Raw genomic sequence first — 23507 nt, forward strand, 5'->3', positions numbered from 1 at the left:
ACGGCTCAGGCCACGGCCGGGACCTGTTCGAAGTGATGCAGCAGCTCGCCGGTGCCGACGACCATGCCGCAGCGCCGGGCCACATATCCGGCGGCCACGGCGTGCTCCGCCGTGAGATGACGGGCGTCATCGGAGGCCGGGTAGCGCACCGCCGCGGCCACGTCCCGCGGCTGCGCGACGCGGCGCAACGGGATACCGAGCCGGTGATTGCCGAGATCCCACCATTGGATCGCGGCCCCGCGTCCCGCGAAATCCGCGACGCCCATCCCGCCGGCGGCGCCGGTGATCAATACGGTCTGCCGCCTCGCCGCCGGCGGCGATTGCTCCGACATCTGTTCACCCTTCACTGCTCGAACCGTCCGATACCGCGTGCTGTCCCGCGCGTTCAGCCGGAGATCCCCGCCCCGACCACCCCGAGCGCGCGCAGCATCGTCTCGAATTTGGTGACGGTCTCCGATAATTCGTCCTCGGGATCGGAATCCGCGACGATCCCGCCACCGGCGTGCGCCAGCAGGGTGCGGCCGTCGGCGGCGAGTTCCGCGCACCGGATGCTGACCATCCACTCGCCGTTGCCCGCGGCATCGCACCAGCCGACCGCACCGGCGTAGAAGCCGCGATCGCCTTCCAGACGGCCGATCAGCGCCGCCGCGTCCCGGGTGGGCGTGCCGCAGACCGCGGGGGTGGGATGTAGTGCGGCGGCCAGATCCAGCACCGTGGATCCGGTGCGGGCCAGGCCGGTGATCCGGCTGCCGAGGTGCCACAGCACGGGAGTGGCGGTCAGCTCGGGCAGTTCGGGTGCGGTCACGTCGTCGCAGTGCCGGGCCAGCGCGGTGCGCACGTGGTCGACGACGAATCGGTGCTCGCGCAGGTTCTTCGGGGAGGCCAGCAGCCCGGTCCCGGCCGTCATGTCCGCCTCCGGATCGCTGGTCCGCGGCGTGGAGCCGGCCAGCGGATAGCTGGTGACCAGCGGTCCTTCCCGGCGCACCAGCACCTCCGGACTGGAGCCGACGAGATAGCGGCCGCGGCGGCCGGCGGCGGTCAGATCCACCAGATAGCCGTTGCCGGAGGCGTCACCGGAAACCAAGCGGCCCAGCACATCCGACGCCGCGACCGGGCGGCCGGCGGTCAGCCGCAGGGCGCGGGCGAGCACCACCTTCCGCAGCGTGGCTCCGGGTTCGGACAGCGCCGCCACCGTGCGGCGCACCCGGTCGACGTGCAACTCCGGTTCCGGAACCGCGGCGTCGACCCGGAAATCCGGCAGATCGGGTGCGGGAGCGGGCCGCAACGGCCCGGTGTCGTCGACGGTGAGGGTGTCCGGCGCCCACAGTGCCGCGGGTGCGCCGGGATCGAATGCCAGCGCTCCCACCACATGGGTGGCCCGGCCGGATCGCAGCGCCGCGGCGGCCTCCGCGATGGTGCTGAAATGTTGCCGACCGGCCGAGGCGAGCACCGTCCGGTGCGGACGAGAGAGTGCGAACGATGCCGTGGTCACGTCCAGGCTGGGGAGAGAGGTAGAAATCGTCGTCACCTTTCGGAACATCCACGGTCCGGATCGGGGAGGGAAACACCGGGATCCGGGGCTCGATTGAGGTTAGTCTAACCTAAATTGGACCACAACCCGCGTCCCGGCTCCCAGACGATCGTGAGGCGACGACCATGACGACCAGCCCGACCGCCACCGGCCATCGTGATGGATTCGTCCCCGGTACCAGCGGATTTCGCGGACTCGTATCGTATTGGTCCGGGCGGCCGCCGCCGGAACTGCTGCGGGAATCGGCGCGGCGGCAACCGGACCGGCCGGCGCTGCTGACCGAGGGCGGCGCCCACAGCTACGCGGACCTGGACGCGGCGGCCGGCCGCTGGGCGCACGGATTCCTGGGCCTCGGTATCGCACCGGGTGACCGGGTCGTGGTGCAGTTGCCGAATGTTCCGGAATTCGTTCCGGTGTTGTTCGGTCTGCTGCGCGCGGGCATCGTCCCGATGCTCACCCTGCCCGCCCGTCGCCGCGCCGAGATCGAACATCTGGCCCGGTTGTCCGGCGCCGTCGCCTCGCTCATCCCCGACCGGGCCGGAAACGTCGACCATCGCATGCCGGCCGACGAGATCGCCGACGTCTCGCCCGAACTGCGGCACGTCCTGGTGCCCGGCGAGCAGACCTGCGCCTTCCGGTGAGCTGCCGCCGCTGCCGGCGATCGAGCGCTTCCGCACCGAGCGCGGCCTGGCGGCGTTCGAACTGCCCGATCTGGTACGCCGGGTCGATCGACTGCCGGTGACGGCGGTCGGCAAGATCGGCAAGAACGCGCTGCGCAACCGGTCCTGACCGCCGCCGGCGACAGCCCGGCAGCAGAAATCTGTGCGCGAGGTCCGTACTGCGAGCTTCAATGGGTGAGCAGCATCGCACGGAGGGCAGACCATGATCGAACGCAGTGCCGACCCAGCCGTGCCGTCCGACCGACGGTCCGCACCGGATTCGGTGGTCGCCTTGGTGGAGGCGTCCACCTCGGTCGAGCGGCAACTGATCGGCGACTGGATCGCCGCCGGCGGCATCGCCACCGAACTCGGTGTCGGCGCCCCGGTCACCCAGCTGGATCTGGATCCGCCCGCGGTGGCGGACCGGCTGGTCGGACGGCACGACGATCCACTGGTGGTCCCGGTCCGGGTGGTCTGGCTGCCGCCGGAGCGGGACGGGGTGCGCCGCACCACCTTCGCGGATTTCGTGCTGTTCAACGATCCGCGGCGGCCGAATCGGCTGCGGCAGCGCCGCCTCGCCGCCAAGAGTCCGGACCGGCATCTGGTGCTGACCGGACAGCCCGCCCGGCTCGGTGAGCTGCGCGCCAACCACCGGGCCGCGGCCGACGGTTCCGGGCGGCCCAGCGCGACCGGGGGCGCGGAACCGTTCGCGCGCGCCATCGTCCGGGCCGGCACGGTCGCCCTGGAACGCGCCGAGCGCGCGGTGATCGGCGACCGCTACAAGGTGCCGCGGCTGGTGGCCGAGGAGATCCTGGACTCGCCGGAGTTCCTGCGCCGCCTGGACGCGATCGCCGTGCACACCGGCGCCGGCTCGCGCGAGGTGTACCGCCGCGCCGAGAAGGGCCTGCGCGAACTCGTCGCCGCGCAGAGCCGGCTGGTGTCGGACCTGTTCACCCAGGCCATGCGGCCGGTGCACGCCTGGACCTGGAAGGTCGACAGCGACGCGTCCCGGCTCGACGAGCTGCGCCGGCTCAACCGGCGGTACCCGCTGGTGTTCCTGCCCTCGCACCGCTCCTATGTGGACGCCTTCGTGCTCGGGGATGCGCTGGCGCGCCACGACTTTCCACCCAACCACGTGGTCGGCGGCGCGAATCTCGGCTTCTGGCCGATGGGCCCGATCGCGCGGCGCACCGGCACCATCTTCATCCGCCGCAGCTTCGGCGACGACGAGGTGTACAAGGCGGTCGTCGAGGAGTACTTCGCCTATCTGCTGGCCAAGCGCTTCAATCTGGAGTGGTACTTCGAGGGCGGCCGCACCCGCACCGGGAAACTCCGGCCGCCGCGCTACGGCCTGCTGAACTACCTTGCCGCCGCGATCCGTTCGCGCCGCGTCGAGGATGTGATGCTGGTGCCGGTGTCGATCACCTACGAGCGGCTCAACGAACTCGGCGCCATCGCCAGCGAACAGGCCGGCGGCGCCAAGGAACCGGAGGGCCTGGCCTGGATGGCCCACTACATCCGCAACCAGCAGCGCTCGGCGGGTCACGTCTACCTGCGCTTCGGCACCCCGCTGTCGGCCCGGGAACGGCTTGCCGCACACGGTGATCCGCTCACCCCGGCACCGGGCCCCGGCGAACCGGTGGCGGCCGAGGCGGCGAACCTGGAGCGAACGGCGGTGCAGCGCTTGGCCTTCGAGGTCGCGGTGGGCATCAACGAGGTGACCCCGATCACGGTGAACGCGCTGGTGACCCTGATCCTGCTGGGCGTGCACGAGCGGGCGCTGACCCTGGGCGAGGTCCGCCGCGCGCTGGAACCGGTGCGCGGCTACATCCGGCGGCGCGGCCTGCCCGGCGGCGAACTGGATTCCCTCACCGACGATCACGGCCTGGCCGTGGTGCTGGAGCAGTTGTCGCGCGCGAAGGTGGTGACGGTCTATCGCGGCGGCCTGGAACCGGTGTACTCGATCGAGACCGGCGCGCACCTGGAGGCGGCGTTCTACCGCAACAGCGCCGTGCACTGGTTCGTCAACCGGGCCATCCTGGAACTGGCGGTGCTGGCCGCGGTCGACGCTCCGCCCGGCGAGCAACTCGCCACCGGCTGGAGCACCGCCTATCGGCTGCGCGATCTGCTCAAGTTCGAATTCTTCTTCCCCGAACGCGCCGATTTCGCCGGCCAGCTCACCGCGGAAATGCTGCTGGTGGACCCGCACTGGCACGAGCGCACCGCGGACGGCACCCTCGGCGCCGACATCCTCGCCGAGCTGACCGGCACCGGATTCATGATGGCGCACCGGGTCTTGCGCTCGTTCTTCGACGCCCAGCTGGTGGTGGCCGAACGCCTGGCCGCCGACCCCGAGGCGGGCGCCACCGCCGACCGCAAGCAGTTCCTGGCCGACTGCCTGGCCGTCGGCCGCCAGATGCTGCTGCAACAGCGACTGCACAGCCCCGAATCGGTGTCGACCGAATTGTTCACCAGTGCACTGAAACTCGCCGACAATCACGGCCTGCTCGACCCGTCCGGCCCCGACCTGCGCGCCCGCCGCCTGGCCTTCGCCGCCGAACTGCGCGCCCTCGGCGCCCGGGTCTCGCACGCCGCCACCCTGGACCCGGCCAACCGCCCGGAGGACTGATGCCCGACAACGACATCCGGGACGATTCGCTCGCCGGACCCGAATTCGCGGCGGCCGGCGCCGAACCACCGGCCGGAAACGATCCGGTGGCAGCCGGACCATCCGCCCCACCGGGTACCGCGGCGCTGACAGCCGCGATCGCGGCTGTCCACAATGGTCCACAGGGGCCCCGGATCGCCGCCGTATTCGACTTCGGCGGCACGGTAGTGCACGGATTCCGGCCGCCGCGATGGTGGCGGCTGCTGCCACGGCGGGGCGGCCCGGAGCGCGCGCTGGAAGAGACCCTGCGGACGGGGATCCGCGGGGCGCGCGGCGAGGGTGAGTACGAGCGATTCCTGCAACGCGCCATGCGGACCTGGGCCGGGCGGACCGAGGCGGAGCTCGACGAGGCCGGCGAGCGGCTGTTCCGCACCGGCACCTACGAGAACCTGTATCCGGAGGCGTGGCAACTGATCCGGGCGCACGAGGCGGCCGGGCATACGCTGGTCCTGGCCAGCTGCCTGACCCGGTTCCAGGTCGGGCCGGTCGCGGCCGAACTCGGTGTCCCGCATGTGCTCTGCACCGAGATGGCGGTGCAGGACGGCGTGCTCACCGGCCACGTGGCCGGAAAACCGTTGTGGCGCACGGGCAAGGCCGAGGCGGTGCGCCGGTTCGCCGCCGAACACGGGCTGGACCTGCCGGACGCCTACGCCTACGCCGACGCCGTGCCCGATCTGCCGCTGCTGGAGCTGGTGGGACATCCGGTCGCGGTGAATCCGGATGCCGGACTGGCCCGGCAGGCCGCCGAGCGCGGCTGGCCGACCCTGTCGTTCCGGCCCCGCGAAACCACCGGCCTGCGCGACATCGTCCGCACCACAGCCGGTTTCACCGCGCTGCTGGGCGGGGCCGCCACCGGGATCGTGCGCGCCGCGCCGACCCGCCGGCGCCGCCGGATGGCCGATGCGATGATCGCCCGCGCCGCCGACGCCACCCTCCGCGTGACCGGTGTGCGGATCCGGATCACCGGCGCGGAACACGCCCGCGCGCCGCGCCCGGCGGTATTCGTGTTCAACCACCAGAGCCAGTTCGATCTGGTGGTGCTGGCCGCGGTGCTGCGGCACGGCGTCACCGGGGTGGTGAAGCGGGAGATCACCGCGAATCCGGTGTTCGGGCCGCTGCTGCGGTTCACCGGGGCGACCTTCATCGACCGTTCGGACACCGCGAGCGCGAAGGCGGCGCTGACGCCGGTCGTGCGGACGCTGCGCGACGGGCTGTCGATCGTGGTGGCGCCGGAGGGCACCCGGTCGCTGTCGCCGCGGGTGGGGTCGTTCAAGAAGGGCGCCTTCCACATCGCCATCCAGGCGGGGGTGCCGATCGTGCCGGTGGTGATCCGCAACGCGGGCGAGATCGTCCGGCGCAATTCGATGCTCGTGCGGGCCGGGACCGTGGAGGTCGCGGTACTACCGCCGATCGATGTCGGGCAATGGCGTCCGGACGCGATGGACGCCGATGTCGAACGGGTCCGGCAACTGTTCGTCGAGACGCTGCGGAACTGGCCGGAACCGCAGTGACTTCCGGTGCTGCCGGAAAAACTTCCGGCGCATCGGCGGAGAAATCCTAGACTTTCCGCCCGAACAGGAGTTTCCACGGCATCGCCGCCGATTCCAGCTGCACCTTCAGGCTCATCTTCGAGGCACCCAGGGTGCGCTCCTCGAAACGGATGGGCACCTCCGCGATCGGAATGCCCTTCTTGATCGTCCGATAGTTCATCTCGACCTGGAACGAGTATCCGTTGCTGTGGATGGCGGCGACGTCGATCGCGCGCAGTGTATCGGCCTTCCACGCCTTGAATCCGGCGGTGGCGTCCTTGACGCCCAGCCGCAGAATCGTGTTGACGTAGAAATTGGCCCACGCCGACAGCGCCTTGCGGTACCACTTCCATTCCGCCGCGGTGGAGCCACCGGCGACATAACGGGAACCGAGCACCACCCCGGCATCGGAATTCGCCAGTTTGTCCAGCATGGCGGGAATGACCTCGGCCGGATGCGACAGATCGGCATCCATCTGGATGACCACGTCGGCGCCCTCGTCGAGCGCGCGGGTGATGCCGGCGACATAGGCGCGGCCGAGACCGTCCTTCTCGACACGATGCAGCACGCCGATCACACCGGGGTGCTCGGCGGCGAGCTTGTCGGCCACCTCACCCGTGCCGTCCGGCGAGCTGTCGTCGACGACCAGCACATGCAGGTCGGAGACCGGTAGCGAGGTCAGCCGCTCCACCGCCACCGGCAGGTTCTCCCGCTCGTTGTAGGTCGGCACGACCACGGTCACCTTCAAGACGCCCTCCGCTCGACTCGCCATACTGCTCACGCCCGCCGGGCGGACGCCGAATATTGCACCCCAGACCGTAGCGGATGCGGGTTAATCGTCCTCGCCCCAGGCGTGGTCACGGGCATCCTCGCGTTTGTTGCGGGCCTGCACGATCTCCAGGGCGCGTTCCGCGGTGGCCTGATCCGGATACGGTCCCATCCGATCCGCGAACCAGCACCGCTTGCCCTGTTCCGCACGGTGATGCTTGAGGCAGTAGTACCACTCGGAGTCAGCCATGTGATCAGGATCGCACGAGCCGACACCCCACCGGCACAACGGTGCTCCGCGGCCGCCGCCCCGCGACCGTCCGGTGACCCCCACCGGAAAATCCTGTGATCCATCTCACCGCCGAATCGATATCCCGGCCACCACCGCGACCCGAATACAGAAAAATCCCCCTGATGTGACAAGCAACGATCAGGGGGACCGGAAGTGGCCAAGGCCGGGATCGAACCGGCGACCTTCCGCTTTTCAGGCGGACGCTCGTACCAACTGAGCTACCTGGCCGGAGGCACCCGAACCGAATGCCTGGCATATCTTGCGACCCTGACGGGACTCGAACCCGCGACCTCCGCCGTGACAGGGCGGCGCGCTAACCAACTGCGCCACAGGGCCATATTCTGTTTTGCTCTCAACAGTGTCGCCACTGTACCCCCTACGGGATTCGAACCCGCGCTACCGCCTTGAAAGGGCGGCGTCCTAGGCCGCTAGACGAAGGGGGCCCGTCCGGATCTCTCCGGTCCGTTTCTCAACGGCTTCCGTTGGGAGCTCGCCTAGCTTATGACAGGCTGGACACGAATCCCAAATCAGCTGGTCAGAGACGCGGTTGCGGCCCTGACGGGGCTCACTGGACGACGTCGAGCTCCTCCAGCCTGGCGGCGGCCCGCCAGCCGTACCGCCGGAACTCCTCGGCCCACTCCGGCGTCGCCATCGCCTCCACGATGACCTCCAGCGCCTCCTGGAATCTGGTGCGCAGATCCATCGGGCCGCCCTGGACGTCGACGATGTAGCGCTGACCGGCCAGGGCGGCGGCCAGGATACGGGCGAACCGGTCCGGGTCGGCGTCGGCCCGCAACTGTTTCTGGTCGATCGCCCGGACAGCGAGCAACCTGGTCGCCCTATCGATGATGCGACCACCGGCCGCCTTGGCGTCGCGGTAGAACTCCGGCTCGATCACGAGCCGGAACTCGGCCTGGATGACGATGTCGTTCTCCAGCCGCAGCGCGACCTCGTCGACCATGCCGTGCAGTACGTCCAGGGGCCCGAGATCGGTTCTGGCGAGCCAGCGTTCGGAGGTCGCGCGGTAGCGCTCGACCGCCGATTCCAATACCGCCCGGGCGAGATCCTCCTTGGAGTCGAAGTGGAAGTACATGGCGCCCTTGGTGGCGCGCGACCCCTCCAATATCCGGTTCAGCGATGCCGCGGCGTAGCCGCTCTTCCCGAATTCAACGGCGGCGGACCTGATGATCGCCGCCCGTGTCCGGCGGGCCCGCTCTTGCTGCCGTGCCATGCTCGAAACGCCTCCGAAGCTACTTGCCGCCGGGGTACTGCCATGAGGGATCAGCCCCCGACGCGAAGTTATGAGATTTTCAAATACTTCAACTCAGGCTATTGCCCGGTTTTCCAAACTTTCGGTACGAAAACTTCCGGTAAAACCGTCCCCATACCCGGTGGTACAGTTTCCCCGCCCGGGTGCGCGGCAGGGGTGCACACCCGGGCATTTTCTTCGTCGTGGAACTGCCTCCTGTGACGTGGTCTTCGGAGTACCGCGATCGGCCTGACCGGTCGCGACACATTCGGGCACATCAACCTTCGGCCGAATCCCATCCCCCCGGGCGCTGCCGGTTCCTACGGAATTCACCAAGCGGTCACCGTACCTCGAATCGTTACCCCCCGTGTGGCATACCGGCAAGTCAGTTCGCTGAATAGCGGTTGTAGGACATATGCAAATGGGCAGCTAACGAATTGTCCGGGATCGTCCGGCGCGAATTCCCATCCCTCGCGCCGGCCGCGCCATCGATCCCGCACACCCCGGGCGGCACCACCGCCGGTCGCCTCACGGGCGCCCGCGAACCGCGACCGGCCGGACCACCGGATCACCATGCTCACCTCCCGACCAATTGCATTGCAACGCACAACGATTGGGTAATGTTTCCATACTTCCGCGCCGAAACAAATTGGGAACCAAGAAGATTGCCTCGCGCGCAGCCCGGAAATGCAAGACATGTCAACAATCCATCGGCTCCCGGCGGTCCCGGAACGTCCGGGCCGCCCGCGACGCTCCCGGCTCATCCCCCGCGAACCTCACCGAAATCGCGCCGACCTGCGTGAACATCCACACCGGACGAGCCGGGCAGATACCGGTTACCACTTCCGCACGGCGCCCACTAGACTTGCCATCCGCGCCCCTATAGCTCAGTTGGTAGAGCTACGGACTTTTAATCCGCAGGTCCCAGGTTCGAGCCCTGGTGGGGGCACACGTGCCGGTGGGCCGGGGACCAGTTCCCCGGCCCACCGCCGTTCTCCGTGACACCCGCGCAAATCACCCCGGCGAAGGCCCTCCCGGCCCGCGACCGCCGTCCCACCGGCGGCCATCGCGCCCGCGCGACCCGACCGCGACCCGCATCGCGGGCCGCTCCCCGGCACGGGACCGCCGCCGCAACCGGCGGGCGAGCGGCACTACCGGCCGGCCGGTGGCAGTCGATCGAGGAAAACAGACATCCCGCCCGTCGATCGAATGTCGGGCACGAAATTTTCATTCCGCGGATAACAGGCCGACGACCTGGGCGATAGCTCAGGTACGGGAATCGCACGGGAACGGCGCTGTCACAGATGCGTATGGACACGATCACGGCCGCGCCTACACTCGGTAACGTTCGACGCACGCCGACGATGTCGTGTGAGGCGTACAACTCGAGCCTGTGAACTCATCGGGGCGAGCTGTGAACTCACCCAAGATGCGTATCAGATCACCCTACGGTGACGTAGGGTATGGGCGCGGCAGCACAACCCAACCGGGGGGCGACCTGCAAGTTCGCACGTACCAAGACTGATGAAGGACACGGATACATGGCCAGGGATCTGACCCAACTCGAGCTTCTGTCCGAGCTGGAAGCGGTTGCCGAAGAGAACGTCGATCGGCATCTCTCCATGGCCAAGGAGTGGCACCCCCACGACTATGTGCCGTGGGACGAGGGCCGCAACTTCGCCGCCATGGGGGGCGTGGACTGGGATCCATCGCAATCTCGGCTGAGCGAGCTCGCCAAGGCAGCGATGATCACCAACCTGCTCACCGAGGACAATCTCCCCTCTTATCACCGCGAGATCGCCGAGAACTTCTCGCAGGACGGCGCCTGGGGCACCTGGGTCGGTCGCTGGACCGCCGAGGAGAACCGGCACGGCATCGTCATGCGTGACTACCTGGTCGTCACCCGCGGCGTGGATCCGGTCGCCCTCGAGCAGGCCCGGATGACCCACATGACCAACGGGTTCGCCTCCCCCACCGAGGAGGAGGCCGGCTTCCTGCACTCGGTCGCGTACGTGACCTTCCAGGAGCTCGCCACCCGGGTCAGCCACCGCAACACCGGCAAGGTCTGCGACGATCCGATCGCCGACCGCATGTTGCAGCGGGTGGCCACCGACGAGAACCTGCACATGATCTTCTACCGCAACATGTGCGGCGCGGCGCTCGACCTGACCCCCGACCAGTCCATCGAGGCCATCACCCTGATCCTGGAGAACTTCCAGATGCCGGGTGCGGGCATGCCCAACTTCCGCCGCAACGGCGTACTGATGGCCAAGCACGGCATCTACGACCTGCGCCAGCACCTGGAAGAGGTCATCCAGCCGGTGCTGAAGAAGTGGCGGATCTTCGAGCGCGAGGACTTCACCGCCCGCGGCGAGGCCGTGCGCGACCGCCTGGCCGGCTTCCTGGAGCGGCTCGGCAAGGATGTCCTGAAGTTCGAGGAGCAGCGCGACCGCATGCTGGCCCGCGAGGCCGCCAAGCGGGAGCGCGAGGAGCTGACCAGCCTCGCCGGCTGATCCGCTGCCACCCTCCGGTCCGGGTTCCCTGTTGCCGCTGTGACTCCGGCCACTGTGGCCCTGATGCCACAATGGGAAACCATGACGACGGCCCTCGAGACACGAAGCTCCCTGCGGATCGGCCCCTACGCGGTCGATCCGCCGGTCGTGCTCGCACCGATGGCCGGGATCACCAATGTCGCCTTCCGCACCCTGTGCCGGGAGTTCGGCAGCGCCACCTCGTTGTACGTCTGCGAGATGATCACCGCCCGCGCGGTGGTCGAGCGCAACGAGAAGACCCTGCACATGATGGCGTTCGGCCCCGGCGAGCGCCCCCGGTCGATGCAGCTGTACGGCGTCGACCCGCGGACCCTGGGCGAGGCCGTGCGCATCGTCGCCGGCGAGGGCTGGGCCGATCACATCGACGTCAACCTCGGTTGCCCGGTGCCCAAGGTCACCCGGCTCGGCGGGGGCGCGGCGCTGCCGTACAAGCGGAAGCTGTTCCAGCAGATCGTGCGGACCATGGTCGCCGCCGCGGAGCCGGCCGGGGTGCCGGTCACCTTCAAGTTCCGCATCGGCATCGACGACGATCACCACACCTACCTCGACACCGGCCGGATCGCCGAGGCCGAGGGCGCCGCCGGGGTCGCCCTGCACGCCCGCACCGCGACGCAGCGCTATTCGGGTGCCGCCGACTGGTCCGCGATCGCCCGCCTCAAAGAGGCCGTCACCACCATCCCGGTACTCGGCAACGGCGACATCTTCTCCGCCGCCGACGCGCTGCGGATGGTCGCCGAAACCGGTTGCGACGGCGTCGTGGTGGGCCGTGGCTGCCTCGGCCGCCCGTGGCTGTTCGCCGAACTGTCCGCCGCCCTGCGCGGTGAGCCGATCCCCACCGGTCCCACCCTCGGCCGGGTCGGCGAGATCCTGTACCGGCACGCCGTCCTGCTCTCCGATCACGACGGCGAGGACAAGGCGATGCGGGACATCCGCAAGCACATGGCCTGGTACCTGATGGGCTTCCCGGTCGGCTCCGACCTGCGCCGTCGCTTCGCCACCGTCACCGGCCTGGCTCAGCTCCAGGACCTCATCGGCCTGCTGGACCCGGATGTCCCCTTCCCCGCCGACGCCGAGGGCCCGCGCGGCCGTCAGGGCTCCCCGGGCAAGGTCGTCCTCCCCGAGGGCTGGCTCGACGACCCCGAGGACGCCACCGTCCCCACCGCCGCCGATCTCATGCACTCCGGTGGCTGACGCGCGGCGTGGCTGACACGTAATCTCCAGCTTCGCCGGATTCGCCGGTTCCCGGGTTCGGCATGCGAGGATCGTGCACTCGAGGCATCTCCGCACGTATCCCCAGCGCCGGGGCCGGGGCCGACCGGACCGGCTCGGCGAACCCGAGCGAAGCGAGGTTTCGTGACCGGTGGCGAGGATGGAACCGAGGAACCGCCCGCGTTCGTGCGGCGTGCGCCGTGGGAGCGACTGCCCGCCGCGCGGCCGTCCGCCGCGGTCGTCACCGAATTTCCGGTCATCCGCCCACTGCCGACGGTGCCCGGCGCCGAACCGGACGGTGAGGTGATCGACTGGTCCGCGTGGGTGCGGGCGGGCGAGGGCAATCCCACCGGCGGCGGCGCCGCCCGCTGGGGAGTGCGGATCGCGGTGGCCGGATGTGCTCTGGCCCTGCTCACCGCCAGCGGGCTGAGCTGGTACTTCCTGCGATCCGCCGACGACGGCTTCAACCGGGTGGCGGCGCTGGACGTGAACTCTTCCGACATCGTGGACCCGCTGGGACAGCTCGGCGACGAGAACTATCTGATCGTCGGCACCGATTCACGGGCCGGCGCCAACGGGCAGATCGGCGCCGGCACCACCGACGACGCCGACGGCGCCCGCTCCGACACCGTGATGCTGGTGAACATCCCGGCGAGCCGGCAGCGGGCGGTGGTGGTGTCGTTCCCGCGCGACCTGGATGTCGCCCGGCCCGCCTGCGAGTCCTGGAACAACGAGAAGGCCGTCTATACCGGGCAGACCTATTACGCGGCCAACGGCGAGAAACTCAACGGGGTGTACGCGCTCGGCGGTCCGAAATGTCTCACCAAGGTGATCCAGAAACTGTCCGGGCTGAAGATCAATCATTTCGTCGGGATGGATTTCACCGGATTCCAGGCGATGGTCGACACCATCGGCGGCGTCGAGGTCTGCGCGACCCGGCCGGTCGTCGACGGGCAGCTCGGCACCGTGCTGACCACCGCGGGACGGCAGGTCATCGACGGCTCCACCGCCCTGGACTATGTGCGGGCCCGGCACGTGTACGGCGAACAGCGCAGTGACTACGACCGGATCGCCCGGCAGCAGCGTTTCCTGTCGTCGCTGTTGCGCTCGGCGATGTCGAACCGGGTGCTGTTCGATCCGGCCCGGCTGCACGGCCTGGTGGAGGCGTTCACCGGGCACGCCTTCATGGACAACGTGAGCACCGGCGATCTGTTCACCCTGGGCCGGTCGCTGCAACAGCTGGAGGCCGGATCGGTCACCTTCGTGACCCTGCCGACCGGCGGCACCACCACCTACGGCAACGAGATCCCCCGTGACGCCGACATCAAGGCCCTGTTCCGGGCGATCATCGACGACGATCCGCTGCCCGGCGAGGTCAAGTCCCCGGCGGTCGGCGTCCCGGCGGCGCCGATACGCTACACCGCCGTCGACCCGGCGACCGTACAGGTGCAGGTGTCCAACGCCTCCGGCATCCCCGGCCTGGCCACCGGGGCCGCGCCGAAGCTGTCCGCGCAGGGCTTCCAGCTGGCCGGGGTGGGCAACCTCGCCGACGGCGGCGGTTCCGGCACCCGCGTGCGGTACTCGGCCGGGCACGAGGCGGAGGCGGCCACCGTCGCCGCCGCCCTGCCCGGCGCCGCCCTGGAACCGGCCGCGGGGCTGGGCACGGTGGTCGAGGTCGCGCTGGGGTCGGATTTCACCGGTACCGTCCAGCCGCCGCCGGCGCCGGGCAGCCTGCTCCCGGAGGCCACCGAGGTCGCCGCGGTGGCCGCGCCGCTGACCCTCCCGGCCGATCTGGAACATCGCAATGCCGCCGACGACATCTGCAAATAGGCCCCCGATCAGCAGGAAATCGTCCCGCTAGCATCGGGCAACACCGGCGGTTCACCCATTGTTGGTGACCCGGTCAGGGCTCCCAACTAGTGTTCTTTTTCATGCGTGTCATCTACAACGAACAAATGGCGGACCTCGCCGGCCTCCTGGGCGAGATGGCCGGCCTGGCGGGGTCGGCGATGGAGCGCGCCACCCAGGCACTGCTACAGGCGGATCTGCACCTGGCCGAACAGGTCATCTCCGAATCGGATCGCATCACGGAGATGAACACGCTCGCGGAGGAGAAAGCCTTCGCGCTGCTGGCCCTGCAGGCCCCCGTGGCCGGTGATCTGCGCCAGGTGGTCAGCACGATCCAGATCGTGGCCGATGTCAACCGGATGGGCGCGCTGTCGCTGCACGTCGCCAAGGTGGCCCGGCGCCGGCACCCGAACCACGCCCTGCCCGAGGCCGTCAACGGCTACTTCGCCGAGATGGGCCGGGTCGCGGTGAGCATGGCCGCCGCGGCGAAGCAGGTCCTGGAGACCCGGGATCCGGAGCGCGCGGCCGAACTCAGCAGTGAAGACGACGCGATGGACGACCTGCACCGCCACCTGTTCACCCTGCTGATGGACCGGGAGTGGAAGCACGGCGTCGCCGCCGCGGTCGACGTGACCCTGCTCGGCCGCTACTACGAGCGGTTCGCCGACCATGCGGTCGAGATCGGCCGCCGAGTGGTCTTCCTGGTGACGGGTGTGCTGCCCGCGGATCCGGATGCGGAGATCGAGCAGATCTGATCCGGCGGGAATCCGCGCGAGAGCAGACCGGCACGCGACCAAGGGCCCCGGAGAAATCCGGGGCCCTTGTGGTGTTCCGCGTTGACCGGCCGGCTCAGCCGACACGATGACCGGCCGGCTCTAGCCGAAGCGGCCGGAGATGTAGTCCTCGGTCTCCTTGCGCGACGGGTTGGAGAAGATCTTCTCCGTCTCATCGATCTCGATGAGCTTGCCCGGCTTGCCCTGGGCCTCCAGGTTGAAGAACGCCGTCTGATCACTCACCCGCGCCGCCTGCTGCATGTTGTGCGTGACGATGACGATGGTGAATTCCTTCTTCAGCTCGGCGATCAGGTCCTCGATCGCCAGCGTGGAGATCGGGTCCAGCGCCGAACACGGCTCGTCCATCAGCAGCACGTCGGGCGAGACCGCGATGGCCCGCGCGATGCACAACCGCTGCTGCTGACCACCGGACAGGCCGCCGCCCGGCTTGTCCAGCCGGTCCTTGACCTCGTTCCAGAGGTTGGCGCCGCGCAGCGAGCGCTCGGCGACCTCGTCGAGTTCCTTCTTGCCGCGCACGCCCTGCAGCTTCAGCCCGGCCACCACGTTGTCGCGAATCGACATGGTGGGGAACGGGTTCGGCCGCTGGAACACCATGCCGATGGTGCGGCGCACGCCGACCGGATCGACGGTGGCGCCGTAGATGTCCTCGCCGTCGAGCAGCACCGCACCCTCGACCCGCGCGCTCGGGGTCACCTCGTGCATGCGGTTCAGCGAACGCAGCACGGTCGACTTACCGCAACCGGACGGACCGATGAAGGCGGTGACGCTGCGCGGCAGCACGGTCAGCGACACACCGGCGACGGCGTGGAACTTCCCGTAGTAGATGTTCAGATCTTTGACATCGATCCGCTTGGCCATGGTGAATTCCGTTCCGCCTCTATCGGTTCCGCGTGAGCAGCTTGTTCGCCGCCGCCGCGGCGAGGTACAGCAGCCCGATGAGCAGGATCAGCGTCAGCGCCGCACCCCACACCCGGGCCCGGCCGGCGGGCTCCGGGTTGGCCAGCTCCTGGTAGATCAGCAGCGGCAGCGAGGCCATGTTGCCGTTGAAGATGTCGAAGTTGATCGACTTCGAGTAGCCGACCAGCACCAGCACCGGCGCGGTCTCGCCCATGACGCGGGCCAGAGCCAGCAGCATGCCGCTGATCATGCCGGGTGCCGCGGTCGGCACGACGATCCGCAGGATCGTCTTCCACTTGGGGATGCCGAGCGCGTAGGACGCCTCGCGTAGTTCGTCGGGCACCAGCTTCAGCATTTCCTCGGTGCTGCGCACCACCACGGGCAGCATCAGCAGCACCAGCGCCAGCGACACCGCGAACGCGCTCTGCGGGAAGCCGAAGGTCGCGATCCAGAGGGCGAACACGAACAGCGCGGCGACGATCGACGGCACACCGGCGAGGATGTCGACCATGAAGGTGGTGACCTTGGCCAGCCAGCCCCGGCCGTACTCCACCAGGAAGATCGCGGCCAGGATGCCCAGCGGCACCGCGATCACCGCGGCCATCGCCGACTGCACGATGGTGCCGTAGATGGCGTGGTAGACACCGCCGCCGTACTGCTCGGGCAGGACGCCGCGCTGCGACTTGGTCCACCAGCCGTTGCGGGTGGCCGCGTGCAGGCCCTTCTGGAGGACCAGGATCAGCACCCAGCCCAGCGGAACCAGCGCGATGGCGAAGCACAGCCACATGACCCCGGTGGCGAGGTTGTTGCGCAGCTTGCGGGCCGCGCTCACATCCCGGAAGGTCGGCGCCTTGATCGGGCGGTCCAGAGTCGTGGTCATCAGCCGTTCACCTTCCCACCGGCCGCGACCCGGGCCAGCGCGTTGACGACGAAGGTCAGCGCGAACAGCACGAAGCCGGCGGCGATGTAGGCGCCGGTGGGCAGCGCCTGACTGAATTCGGAAGCGGCCGAGGCGATCTTCGAGGCGAAGGTGTAGCCGCCGTCGAACAGCGACCAGTGCCCGGCCTTGGCCGCGGTGTGCAGCACGATCAGCACCGCGATAGTCTCACCGAGGGCGCGACCGAGGCCCAGCATGGACCCGGCGATCACACCGCTGCGGCCGTACGGCAGCACGGTCATCCGCACCACCTCCCACTTGGTGGCGCCGAGCGCCTGCGCGGCCTCGATGTGCGCGCGAGGGGTCAGATTGAACACCTCGCGGCTGACCGAGGTGATGATCGGCAGGATCATCACGGCGAGCACGATGCCGGCGGTGAAGATCGTGCCACCGCCGGCCACCGAGACATTGCCCTTGTCGAACAGGAAGAACCAGCTCAGGTTGTCGTTCAGGAACTGCTCCACCGGAGCCAGCTTCTGGGACAGGACCAGAATTCCCCACAGACCGAACACGATCGAAGGCACCGCCGCCAGCAGATCCACCAGCATGGCGAACGGCCGGGCGAGCGCTTTCGGCGCGTACTGGGTCAGGAACAATGCGATCCCGACACCGAGCGGCACCGCGATCACCAATGCCATGAGCGAACTGAGCAGGGTCACCGCGAACAGGTCGCGGATACCGAAGCGCAGATTGTTCGCGTCACGGACATTGAATTCCGTGCTGGCGAAGAAATTCGCCTTGTTGGCCGCCACCGACGGCACCGCACGGATCAACAGGAACAAAGCGATCAGCGCGATCATCGCGACGATCGTCGCGCCCGCGGCCGTGGCCAGCGAGCGGAACGCGAATTCCGCGTTCTTGCTGTGCATGCGTCCGGTGCGTGCCTTGAGCGGACTCGAGGCTCCCGGTGTGGTGTCGAGGGACATGGTGGCAGCTTCTTCGCCCGCCCGCGGGGCAGTCCCGGAGGACTGTCCCGCGGGGGCGACTTCGTCGTGCACGGTCATGGGGAGGCGCAATCAGTTGATGGCGTTGATAGCGGTGGTGAGCTTGGTCTTGAACGCGTCCGGCAGCGGGATGTACCCGGCCTGGTCCAGACCGGCCTGGCCGTTACCGACCGCGGAGGTCAGGAACGCCTTGACGGCCTTGGCGGTGTTCGCATCGGCGTACTTCGAGCAGACGACCTCGTAGGTGGCCAGCATGATCGGGTACGCGCCGGCCTGGGTCGGCTTGTAGAAGGAGCTGGTGTCCAGCACCAGGTCGTTACCGGTGCCCTTGACCTGCACGCCGGAGACGGCCTTCTGCGCGGAGTCGATGGTCAGCTCGACCGGGGTCGGGCCCGCGGAGGTGACGACCGACGCGATGTTCAGGCTCTGCGACTTGGCGAAGGACCACTCGTTGTAGGTGATGGAACCCTTGGTGGCCTTGATGATCGCCGAGGTGCCCTCGTTGCCCTTGGCGCCCTCACCGGCGCCACCCGCGAACGCCTTGCCCGCGCCCTTGCCCCAGGCGCCGTTCGACGCCGAGTCCAGGTACAGCTGGAAGTTGTCGGTGGTGCCCGAGTCGTCGCTGCGGTAGATCACGTGGATCGCGTCGCCCGGCAGGGTGACGCCGGAGTTCAGCGCCTTGATGGCCGGGTCGTCCCACTTGGTGATGCTGCCGTTGAAGATCTTGGCGGCGGTCGGGCCGTCCAGGGTCAGCTTGGTGACGTCACCCAGGTTGAAGGTGATGGCGATGGGGCCGAAGACGGTCGGCAGATCCCAGGCGTCGGACGCGCAACGGGCCTTGGCCTTGTCCGGCTCCTGGTTCTTCGGGTTCAGCGGCGAGTCGGTGCCACCGAAGTCGGTCTGGCCACCGATGAACTCGTTCACACCGGCGCCGGAGCCGCTGGAGGTGTAGTCCAGGCTGTAGCCGTCGCAGTTCTGCTGATAGGCGGCGACGAAGCGGTCCATGGCGTTCTTCTGTGCCGAGGAACCGCTGGCCTTCAGGGCCTTCTTGCCACCGCAGTCGACCGCGGTCTTGGCGACGCTGGTGCCGGACGACGAGCTGGAATTGTCGTCGCTGCCACAGGCCGAGAGAGTCAGGGCACCGGCCGCAGCCAGCACACCGAGGAGAGCGCTCGTGCGCTTGAGATTCACCTAGTCCTCCGGGAATCGTGTCGTACACGCCCGATCCCTCAACGATCGGGCGGGCGTGTGGTGAGCGACTCACAGGGAACTCGCCGCACCGGGCAGCGATGCGCTGCCCACAAGTAACGTAGGGTGGGACGGTTGACAGCGGGACCTGGGTCAATGAACGGAGGGTGAACAACCCGGCGCGATTACGGGTCCGGTCTGTGAGATTTGCCCCAATGTAACCCGCACCTCGAGCGATCGCCGCTCTCCGGACCACAAGAGATGTTCCACGCCGCGGCCGCTACCCTCCGGACCGCCGTCGGGACCTGCTAGGCCGCTGCGTAGGCGGCGTCGACGTGGGCCACCTCGAACCCCAGCCGGGTGTAGGTGTGCACGGCCGCGATGTTGTCGGCCTCGGTATAGAGCAGTACTTCGCCCTTTTCGCGTGCACGCAGGTAATGCAGGCCCGCCAGGGTGAGCAGCCGGCCCAGCCCACGCCCCTGAGCGGCCGGATCGACGGCCACCACGTAGACCTCACCCACCGACCGTTCCGTATCGGTCGCCGGATGCACCTTGGTCCAATGGAAGCCCAGCATCCGATCCGGCCGCGCCGGATCGACGGCGACGAACAGCCCGGCCGGGTCGAACCAGGACGACTCACGCCGCGCGGTGACATCCGCCGCGGTCCAGCCGCCCTGCTCCGGATGCCAGTCGAAGGCCGCGCCGTTGACCCGCAGCAGCTCCGCGTCGTCACCCGGCCCGGCGTACGTGCGCAGTTCGATCCCGTCGGGAATCCGCAGCTCCGGTAGCTCACCGGTTGCGAGACTGCGGCGCATCTGCCACAGCTCGCGGGCCACCCGCAGGCCGAGCCGACCGGCCACCGCCTTCGCGGGCGCGAGATTGCCGTGTGCCCAGACCCGGGCGTCGGGACCGCCGGCCGCCAGCGCCGCCGCCACGAGGGCCGCGCCGAGGCCCCTGCCACGCTGTCTGGGGTCCACCACGACCTCAGCCATGGCCGGATGCCCACCGTGCGCGGCCACCAGATTGGCATAGCCCGCCACCGCCTCGTCGCGGCGCGCGACCAGATGTCGGGCCGATGATGGCGAGGTGAACGAGAGTGTCACTTGTTCGGACAAGGGGTCGACACCGTCGGCCGCGGCCGCGCGATCGAAGACCTCGCGCACCCGGCCGGCAACCTCGGGCGTGAGCGCGTCGGTCCAGTCGTGCGGACCCGGCGTCGTCTCCGGCCGGGCCGCCGCCCCGGATCCGGTCACGACAGCGATCCGTTGGCGGGGGTCAGCTGTGAGTCGTCGGTGCCGCCCTCGACGTCGTCGTCGGCGAAGGTGGTGACCGCTTCGCCCTTGCTGGTGGTGCGGGCCGGTCGGACGGCCTTGTAACCCACGTTGCGGACGGTGCCGATCAGCGATTCGTACTCGGTGCCGAGCTTGGCGCGCAGTCGGCGGACGTGCACGTCGACGGTCCGGGTGCCGCCGAAGAAGTCGTACCCCCATACCTCCTGCAGCAGCTGGGCCCTGGTGAACACCCGGCCGGCGTGCTGGGCGAGGTACTTCAGCAGCTCGAATTCCTTGTAAGTGAGGTCGAGCGGACGACCGCGCAGCCGGGCGGTGTAGGTGCCCTCGTCGATCACGAGCTCACCCAGCGTGATCTTGCCGGTGTTCTCCGGGCTCGCGGCGCCGCCGTTGCGCGCCACCAGCAGGCGCAACCGGGCGTCCAGTTCGGCCGGCCCGGTACCGGGTAACAGGATGTCGTCGAGACCCCAGTCCGCGTTGACCGCCACCAGACCACCCTCGGTCAGCACTGCCACCACGGGTACCGACGAACCGGTACTCCCGAGCAATCGGCACAGACCGCGGGCGGCGGCCAGATCGGTGCGGGCATCGACCAGCGCGACGTCCGCGGTACCGGCCTCGAGCAGCGAAGCGACCTCGGTAGGCGCCGGCCGGACGTTGTGCGGCAGCAACGCCAGCGAAGGCAACACCGACTCCGGATTCGGATCGGATGTCAGCAGGAGCAGCTCCACTCAGCTCTCCTCCCTATCTGGCATGTCCGCGGCAACCTCGGTGTCCGTCGCGAATCCATGCAAGTCTGCACAGGTAATTCGTGCCTACATTAGCGCGTCCATCCCGTTCACCACGCATTCCGGGCAACCAACCCAGTTCGGAGCCACATACCCGGAGGCCCGGGCACGCCACAACAGATATCGTGCCTACATGGGTAACTCCCCGGGAAACTCCGCTCCGAGCGGCACACACGCGGCGTCGGCGGCCGACGGCGGCCGACGGCGCGGGGAAGCGGGGCGTCGCGGAATCATCGTGCGCCGGGCGATCGGCGCCGTGGTCGTGCTGGCCGCGCTGGCGGTCGTCGCGGACTTCACGGTGGCCGCCTATTCCGAATACCGGGTGTCGCGCTCGCTGCGCGCCGGCGCCCAGCTGTCCGCCGATCCCGAGGTCACCATCCACGGCTTCCCGTTCCTGGTGCAGGCCGTGCGCGGGACCTACCGCACGGTGGACATCCGCGCCCGCGCGGTCCGGCCGGACATTCCGGGGGAGATCGTGGTGGAGGCGACGCTGAGCCGGGCGCACGTACCGCCCGGCGATCTGGCCGATGTCCATCTGCGGTCGGTGCCGGTGGACGAGGTGGAGGGACGGATGCGCATCGAGCCGGTGGAACTGGGCCGGCTGTTCCGCATCCCCGACCTCTCGGTCTCGCTGAAACCGGCCGACAAGGACCAGACCGACGACGGCTCGGCGGGCGCCGCCAACAGCGACGGCAGCGATGCCGCGGGCAACTCCGCCGATTCGCCGACGAGCACCACCAGTAAGCTGATATTGACCGGCACCATCCTGACCGGCATCGAGCCGCGCACCACCCAGCGGGTGAGCGTGCAGGCGGATCTCCTCCTCGACGGGGACCAGGTGCGCATCATCGCCACCGATCTCTACAAGGAGAAGGAGAAGGACTCCGCCACCACCACCATCTCGACGCCGGTCATCGAGGGCCCGTTGCTGGACAAGTCGGTGGTCCTGAGCCGGTTCACCCGCACCATCGACACCCGCGATCTGCCGTTCGGTGTTCACCCGAACAAGGTGAAGACCGAATACGGCGGCATCGTCGTGGAAGGTAAAGGTGAGGACATGACGATCGATATGGACAGGTTCGCGAGACCATGACGGCTTTGATCATTCTGGTGGTCGTCCTGCTGGCCGGACTGGCCGCCGGGCTGATCCTGCGGAACCGGGAGGGCCGGGCCCGCGAGACCCCCGGCAGGAATCTCACGGCCGACGACGCGGGTGTCCGCGCCGGACTGCTGGCCGCCGCGGGCGTCACCGTGGAGGCGCCGGTGATCCTGCACTTCTCCGCCGAGTGGTGCGGCCCGTGCGCGGCCGTGCGGCGGGTGGTGGCCGGGGTGGCCACCGAACTGGCCGACAGCCCGCAGCCCCCGCGCGACATCGAGATCGATATCGACGACCAGCCAGCGCTGGCGCGGGAACTGAACGTGCTGTCGCTGCCCACCACCTTCGTCTTCGACGCCGACGGGCGCGAGCGGTTCCGCATCTCGGGAGTACCGCGAGCAGCCGACCTGCACAGCGCGGTCCGCCCGCTGACCGTGCCTCAGGTCGCCTGAAGCCCGCTCGTTCATGATCGGACCAGCGGGTTCGTGACAAAGTTCCGTACCCCGGGTCCAATTCCCCCCGAGAAGCAGGTAAACTCCTCCTCGTGCATACCCGCCGAGAGCTGATGCTCACCCGACGCCGCACAGTTGATCTGTGTCGGCTCGGCGGTTGTTGCTGCCTGTGCCGCTAGCCGGTCGGCCCTTCGTCTTCCCCTGTTGCCGACCGGTTGTGTTCTTCGCCGCGTGGACGAATCACGTACCGATGCCCGGTATCCGGAGAAAACTGGCCTACTTCCCAGCGCAGGAGCTTGCACCATGTCCGATGAAAACACTGTTGCCGCCACCCGGCCGAGACCGCCCGCGGGGCAGGTCGACGTGCGCGGTCCGCGCTTCGCCGCCTGGGTGACCACGGCCGTGCTGGTCGTGGTGCTGCTCGCGGCGGCCTTCGGTACCACCGTGGCGGCAGTGCTGCTCGGCGTGCAGGCGCTGGTGTTCGCGCTCGGCGCACTCCTCGGCCCGCGGCGCAGCCCGTACGGCCGGCTCTACGCCACCCTGGTCGCGCCGCGACTGTCGCCGGTCTCGGAGGCCGAGCCGGTGGCGCCGCTGCGCTTCGCCCAGCTGGTGGGTCTGATCTTCGCGGTGCTCGGCTTCGTCGGGTTCGTCGCGGGCAGCGTCGTCTTCGGCGCGATCTTCACCGCGTTCGCCCTGTTCGCGGCCTTCCTCAATGCGGCCTTCGGCGTCTGCCTGGGCTGCATGATGTATCCCCTCGTGTTGCGGGTACTGCCCGCCGCGACCGATTCCCCTGCCTAGCCTCCTGGCAAGTCACCTC

General features: G+C 68.9%; 21 protein-coding genes and 4 tRNA genes. 11 read left to right on the plus strand and 14 right to left on the minus strand.

Going from position 1 to position 23507, the window contains the following annotated elements:
- Positions 1-5: 5 nt before the first annotated feature.
- Complete coding sequence (locus tag LBW94_RS13290) at positions 6-332, minus strand: hypothetical protein (RefSeq protein ID WP_225054184.1); 327 nt, start codon at positions 330-332, stop codon at positions 6-8.
- Positions 333-385: 53 nt separating this feature from the next.
- On the minus strand, positions 386-1528 hold the full coding sequence (locus LBW94_RS13295; protein ID WP_225054182.1) for an isochorismate synthase: 1143 nt from the start codon (positions 1526-1528) through the stop codon (positions 386-388).
- A 128-nt stretch (positions 1529-1656) separates the two neighbouring features.
- Here LBW94_RS13295 and LBW94_RS13300 point away from each other — a divergent pair, with 128 nt between their 5' ends.
- From LBW94_RS13300 to LBW94_RS13310, 3 genes are all read left to right on the plus strand, one after another.
- The gene (locus LBW94_RS13300) at positions 1657-2172 is read left to right on the plus strand and encodes an AMP-binding protein (protein WP_225054180.1); all 516 of its coding nucleotides are present in this window, start codon (positions 1657-1659) and stop codon (positions 2170-2172) included.
- A gap of 241 nt (positions 2173-2413) precedes the next feature.
- The gene (locus LBW94_RS13305; protein WP_225054179.1) at positions 2414-4819 is read left to right on the plus strand and encodes a glycerol-3-phosphate 1-O-acyltransferase; all 2406 of its coding nucleotides are present in this window, start codon (positions 2414-2416) and stop codon (positions 4817-4819) included.
- Positions 4819-6369: an HAD-IB family hydrolase gene (locus tag LBW94_RS13310; protein WP_225054177.1), complete on the plus strand. Its 1551-nt coding sequence runs from the start codon at positions 4819-4821 to the stop codon at positions 6367-6369. The genes LBW94_RS13305 and LBW94_RS13310 overlap by 1 nt, the downstream gene beginning before the upstream one ends.
- A gap of 46 nt (positions 6370-6415) precedes the next feature.
- On the opposite strand, the gene LBW94_RS13315 is transcribed toward LBW94_RS13310, so the two are convergent.
- From LBW94_RS13315 to LBW94_RS13340, 6 genes are all read right to left on the minus strand, one after another.
- Complete coding sequence (locus tag LBW94_RS13315; RefSeq protein WP_225054175.1) at positions 6416-7159, minus strand: polyprenol monophosphomannose synthase; 744 nt, start codon at positions 7157-7159, stop codon at positions 6416-6418.
- 60 nt (positions 7160-7219) lie between these two features.
- Positions 7220-7405 (minus strand): hypothetical protein, encoded by a 186-nt coding sequence (locus LBW94_RS13320; RefSeq protein WP_225054174.1) that lies wholly within the window; start codon positions 7403-7405, stop codon positions 7220-7222.
- A gap of 196 nt (positions 7406-7601) precedes the next feature.
- Positions 7602-7675 (minus strand) — tRNA-Phe (locus LBW94_RS13325).
- A 34-nt stretch (positions 7676-7709) separates the two neighbouring features.
- A tRNA-Asp gene (locus LBW94_RS13330) sits at positions 7710-7783 on the minus strand.
- 34 nt (positions 7784-7817) lie between these two features.
- A tRNA-Glu gene (locus LBW94_RS13335) sits at positions 7818-7890 on the minus strand.
- 122 nt (positions 7891-8012) lie between these two features.
- Complete coding sequence (locus LBW94_RS13340; RefSeq protein WP_225054172.1) at positions 8013-8678, minus strand: TetR/AcrR family transcriptional regulator; 666 nt, start codon at positions 8676-8678, stop codon at positions 8013-8015.
- Positions 8679-9572: 894 nt separating this feature from the next.
- Here LBW94_RS13340 and LBW94_RS13345 point away from each other — a divergent pair.
- From LBW94_RS13345 to phoU, 5 genes are all read left to right on the plus strand, one after another.
- A tRNA-Lys gene (locus tag LBW94_RS13345) sits at positions 9573-9645 on the plus strand.
- A gap of 592 nt (positions 9646-10237) precedes the next feature.
- Positions 10238-11209: an acyl-ACP desaturase gene (locus tag LBW94_RS13350; protein ID WP_225054171.1), complete on the plus strand. Its 972-nt coding sequence runs from the start codon at positions 10238-10240 to the stop codon at positions 11207-11209.
- Positions 11210-11290: 81 nt separating this feature from the next.
- Complete coding sequence (gene dusB, locus LBW94_RS13355) at positions 11291-12439, plus strand: tRNA dihydrouridine synthase DusB (RefSeq protein ID WP_225054169.1); 1149 nt, start codon at positions 11291-11293, stop codon at positions 12437-12439.
- A gap of 162 nt (positions 12440-12601) precedes the next feature.
- A complete protein-coding gene (locus LBW94_RS13360) occupies positions 12602-14287 on the plus strand; it encodes an LCP family protein (RefSeq protein ID WP_225054168.1) in 1686 nt (561 codons plus the stop codon).
- Positions 14288-14388: 101 nt separating this feature from the next.
- Positions 14389-15060, plus strand: coding sequence for a phosphate signaling complex protein PhoU (gene phoU, locus LBW94_RS13365; protein WP_225054166.1), 672 nt, complete (start codon positions 14389-14391; stop codon positions 15058-15060).
- Positions 15061-15180: 120 nt separating this feature from the next.
- Here the strand turns inward: phoU and pstB are convergent, their stop codons facing one another.
- The 6 genes from pstB to LBW94_RS13395 all read right to left on the minus strand — a co-directional run bounded on the left by pstB (position 15181) and on the right by LBW94_RS13395 (position 21085).
- On the minus strand, positions 15181-15957 hold the full coding sequence (gene pstB, locus LBW94_RS13370) for a phosphate ABC transporter ATP-binding protein PstB (protein ID WP_225054164.1): 777 nt from the start codon (positions 15955-15957) through the stop codon (positions 15181-15183).
- Between the two features lie 19 nt (positions 15958-15976).
- Positions 15977-16876 carry a phosphate ABC transporter permease PstA gene (pstA, locus tag LBW94_RS13375; RefSeq protein ID WP_225054162.1) on the minus strand — a complete coding sequence of 300 codons (900 nt, stop codon included), beginning with the start codon at positions 16874-16876 and terminating at the stop codon, positions 15977-15979.
- The gene (pstC, locus tag LBW94_RS13380) at positions 16876-17859 is read right to left on the minus strand and encodes a phosphate ABC transporter permease subunit PstC (protein WP_416276880.1); all 984 of its coding nucleotides are present in this window, start codon (positions 17857-17859) and stop codon (positions 16876-16878) included. The genes pstA and pstC overlap by 1 nt, the downstream gene beginning before the upstream one ends.
- Before the next feature lie 90 nt (positions 17860-17949).
- A complete protein-coding gene (gene pstS / locus LBW94_RS13385) occupies positions 17950-19068 on the minus strand; it encodes a phosphate ABC transporter substrate-binding protein PstS (protein ID WP_225054160.1) in 1119 nt (372 codons plus the stop codon).
- Positions 19069-19373: 305 nt separating this feature from the next.
- Positions 19374-20318, minus strand: coding sequence for a mycothiol synthase (mshD, locus tag LBW94_RS13390; RefSeq protein WP_225054159.1), 945 nt, complete (start codon positions 20316-20318; stop codon positions 19374-19376).
- Positions 20315-21085, minus strand: a complete 771-nt coding sequence (locus LBW94_RS13395) for a winged helix-turn-helix transcriptional regulator (RefSeq protein WP_225054157.1) — start codon at positions 21083-21085, stop codon at positions 20315-20317. Before LBW94_RS13395 ends, mshD begins: the two co-directional genes overlap by 4 nt.
- A 190-nt stretch (positions 21086-21275) precedes the next feature.
- Here LBW94_RS13395 and LBW94_RS13400 point away from each other — a divergent pair, with 190 nt between their 5' ends.
- The 3 genes from LBW94_RS13400 to LBW94_RS13410 all read left to right on the plus strand — a co-directional run bounded on the left by LBW94_RS13400 (position 21276) and on the right by LBW94_RS13410 (position 23488).
- Positions 21276-22235: an LmeA family phospholipid-binding protein gene (locus LBW94_RS13400; RefSeq protein ID WP_255633664.1), complete on the plus strand. Its 960-nt coding sequence runs from the start codon at positions 21276-21278 to the stop codon at positions 22233-22235.
- Positions 22232-22690, plus strand: a complete 459-nt coding sequence (locus LBW94_RS13405; RefSeq protein WP_225054155.1) for a thioredoxin family protein — start codon at positions 22232-22234, stop codon at positions 22688-22690. Before LBW94_RS13400 ends, LBW94_RS13405 begins: the two co-directional genes overlap by 4 nt.
- A 303-nt stretch (positions 22691-22993) precedes the next feature.
- Complete coding sequence (locus tag LBW94_RS13410; protein ID WP_225054153.1) at positions 22994-23488, plus strand: DUF4395 domain-containing protein; 495 nt, start codon at positions 22994-22996, stop codon at positions 23486-23488.
- Positions 23489-23507 lie beyond the last annotated feature (19 nt).

Origin of the sequence: Nocardia sp. alder85J (assembly GCF_020176955.2) — a bacterium.
Taxonomy (GTDB): Bacteria; Actinomycetota; Actinomycetes; order Mycobacteriales; family Mycobacteriaceae; genus Nocardia.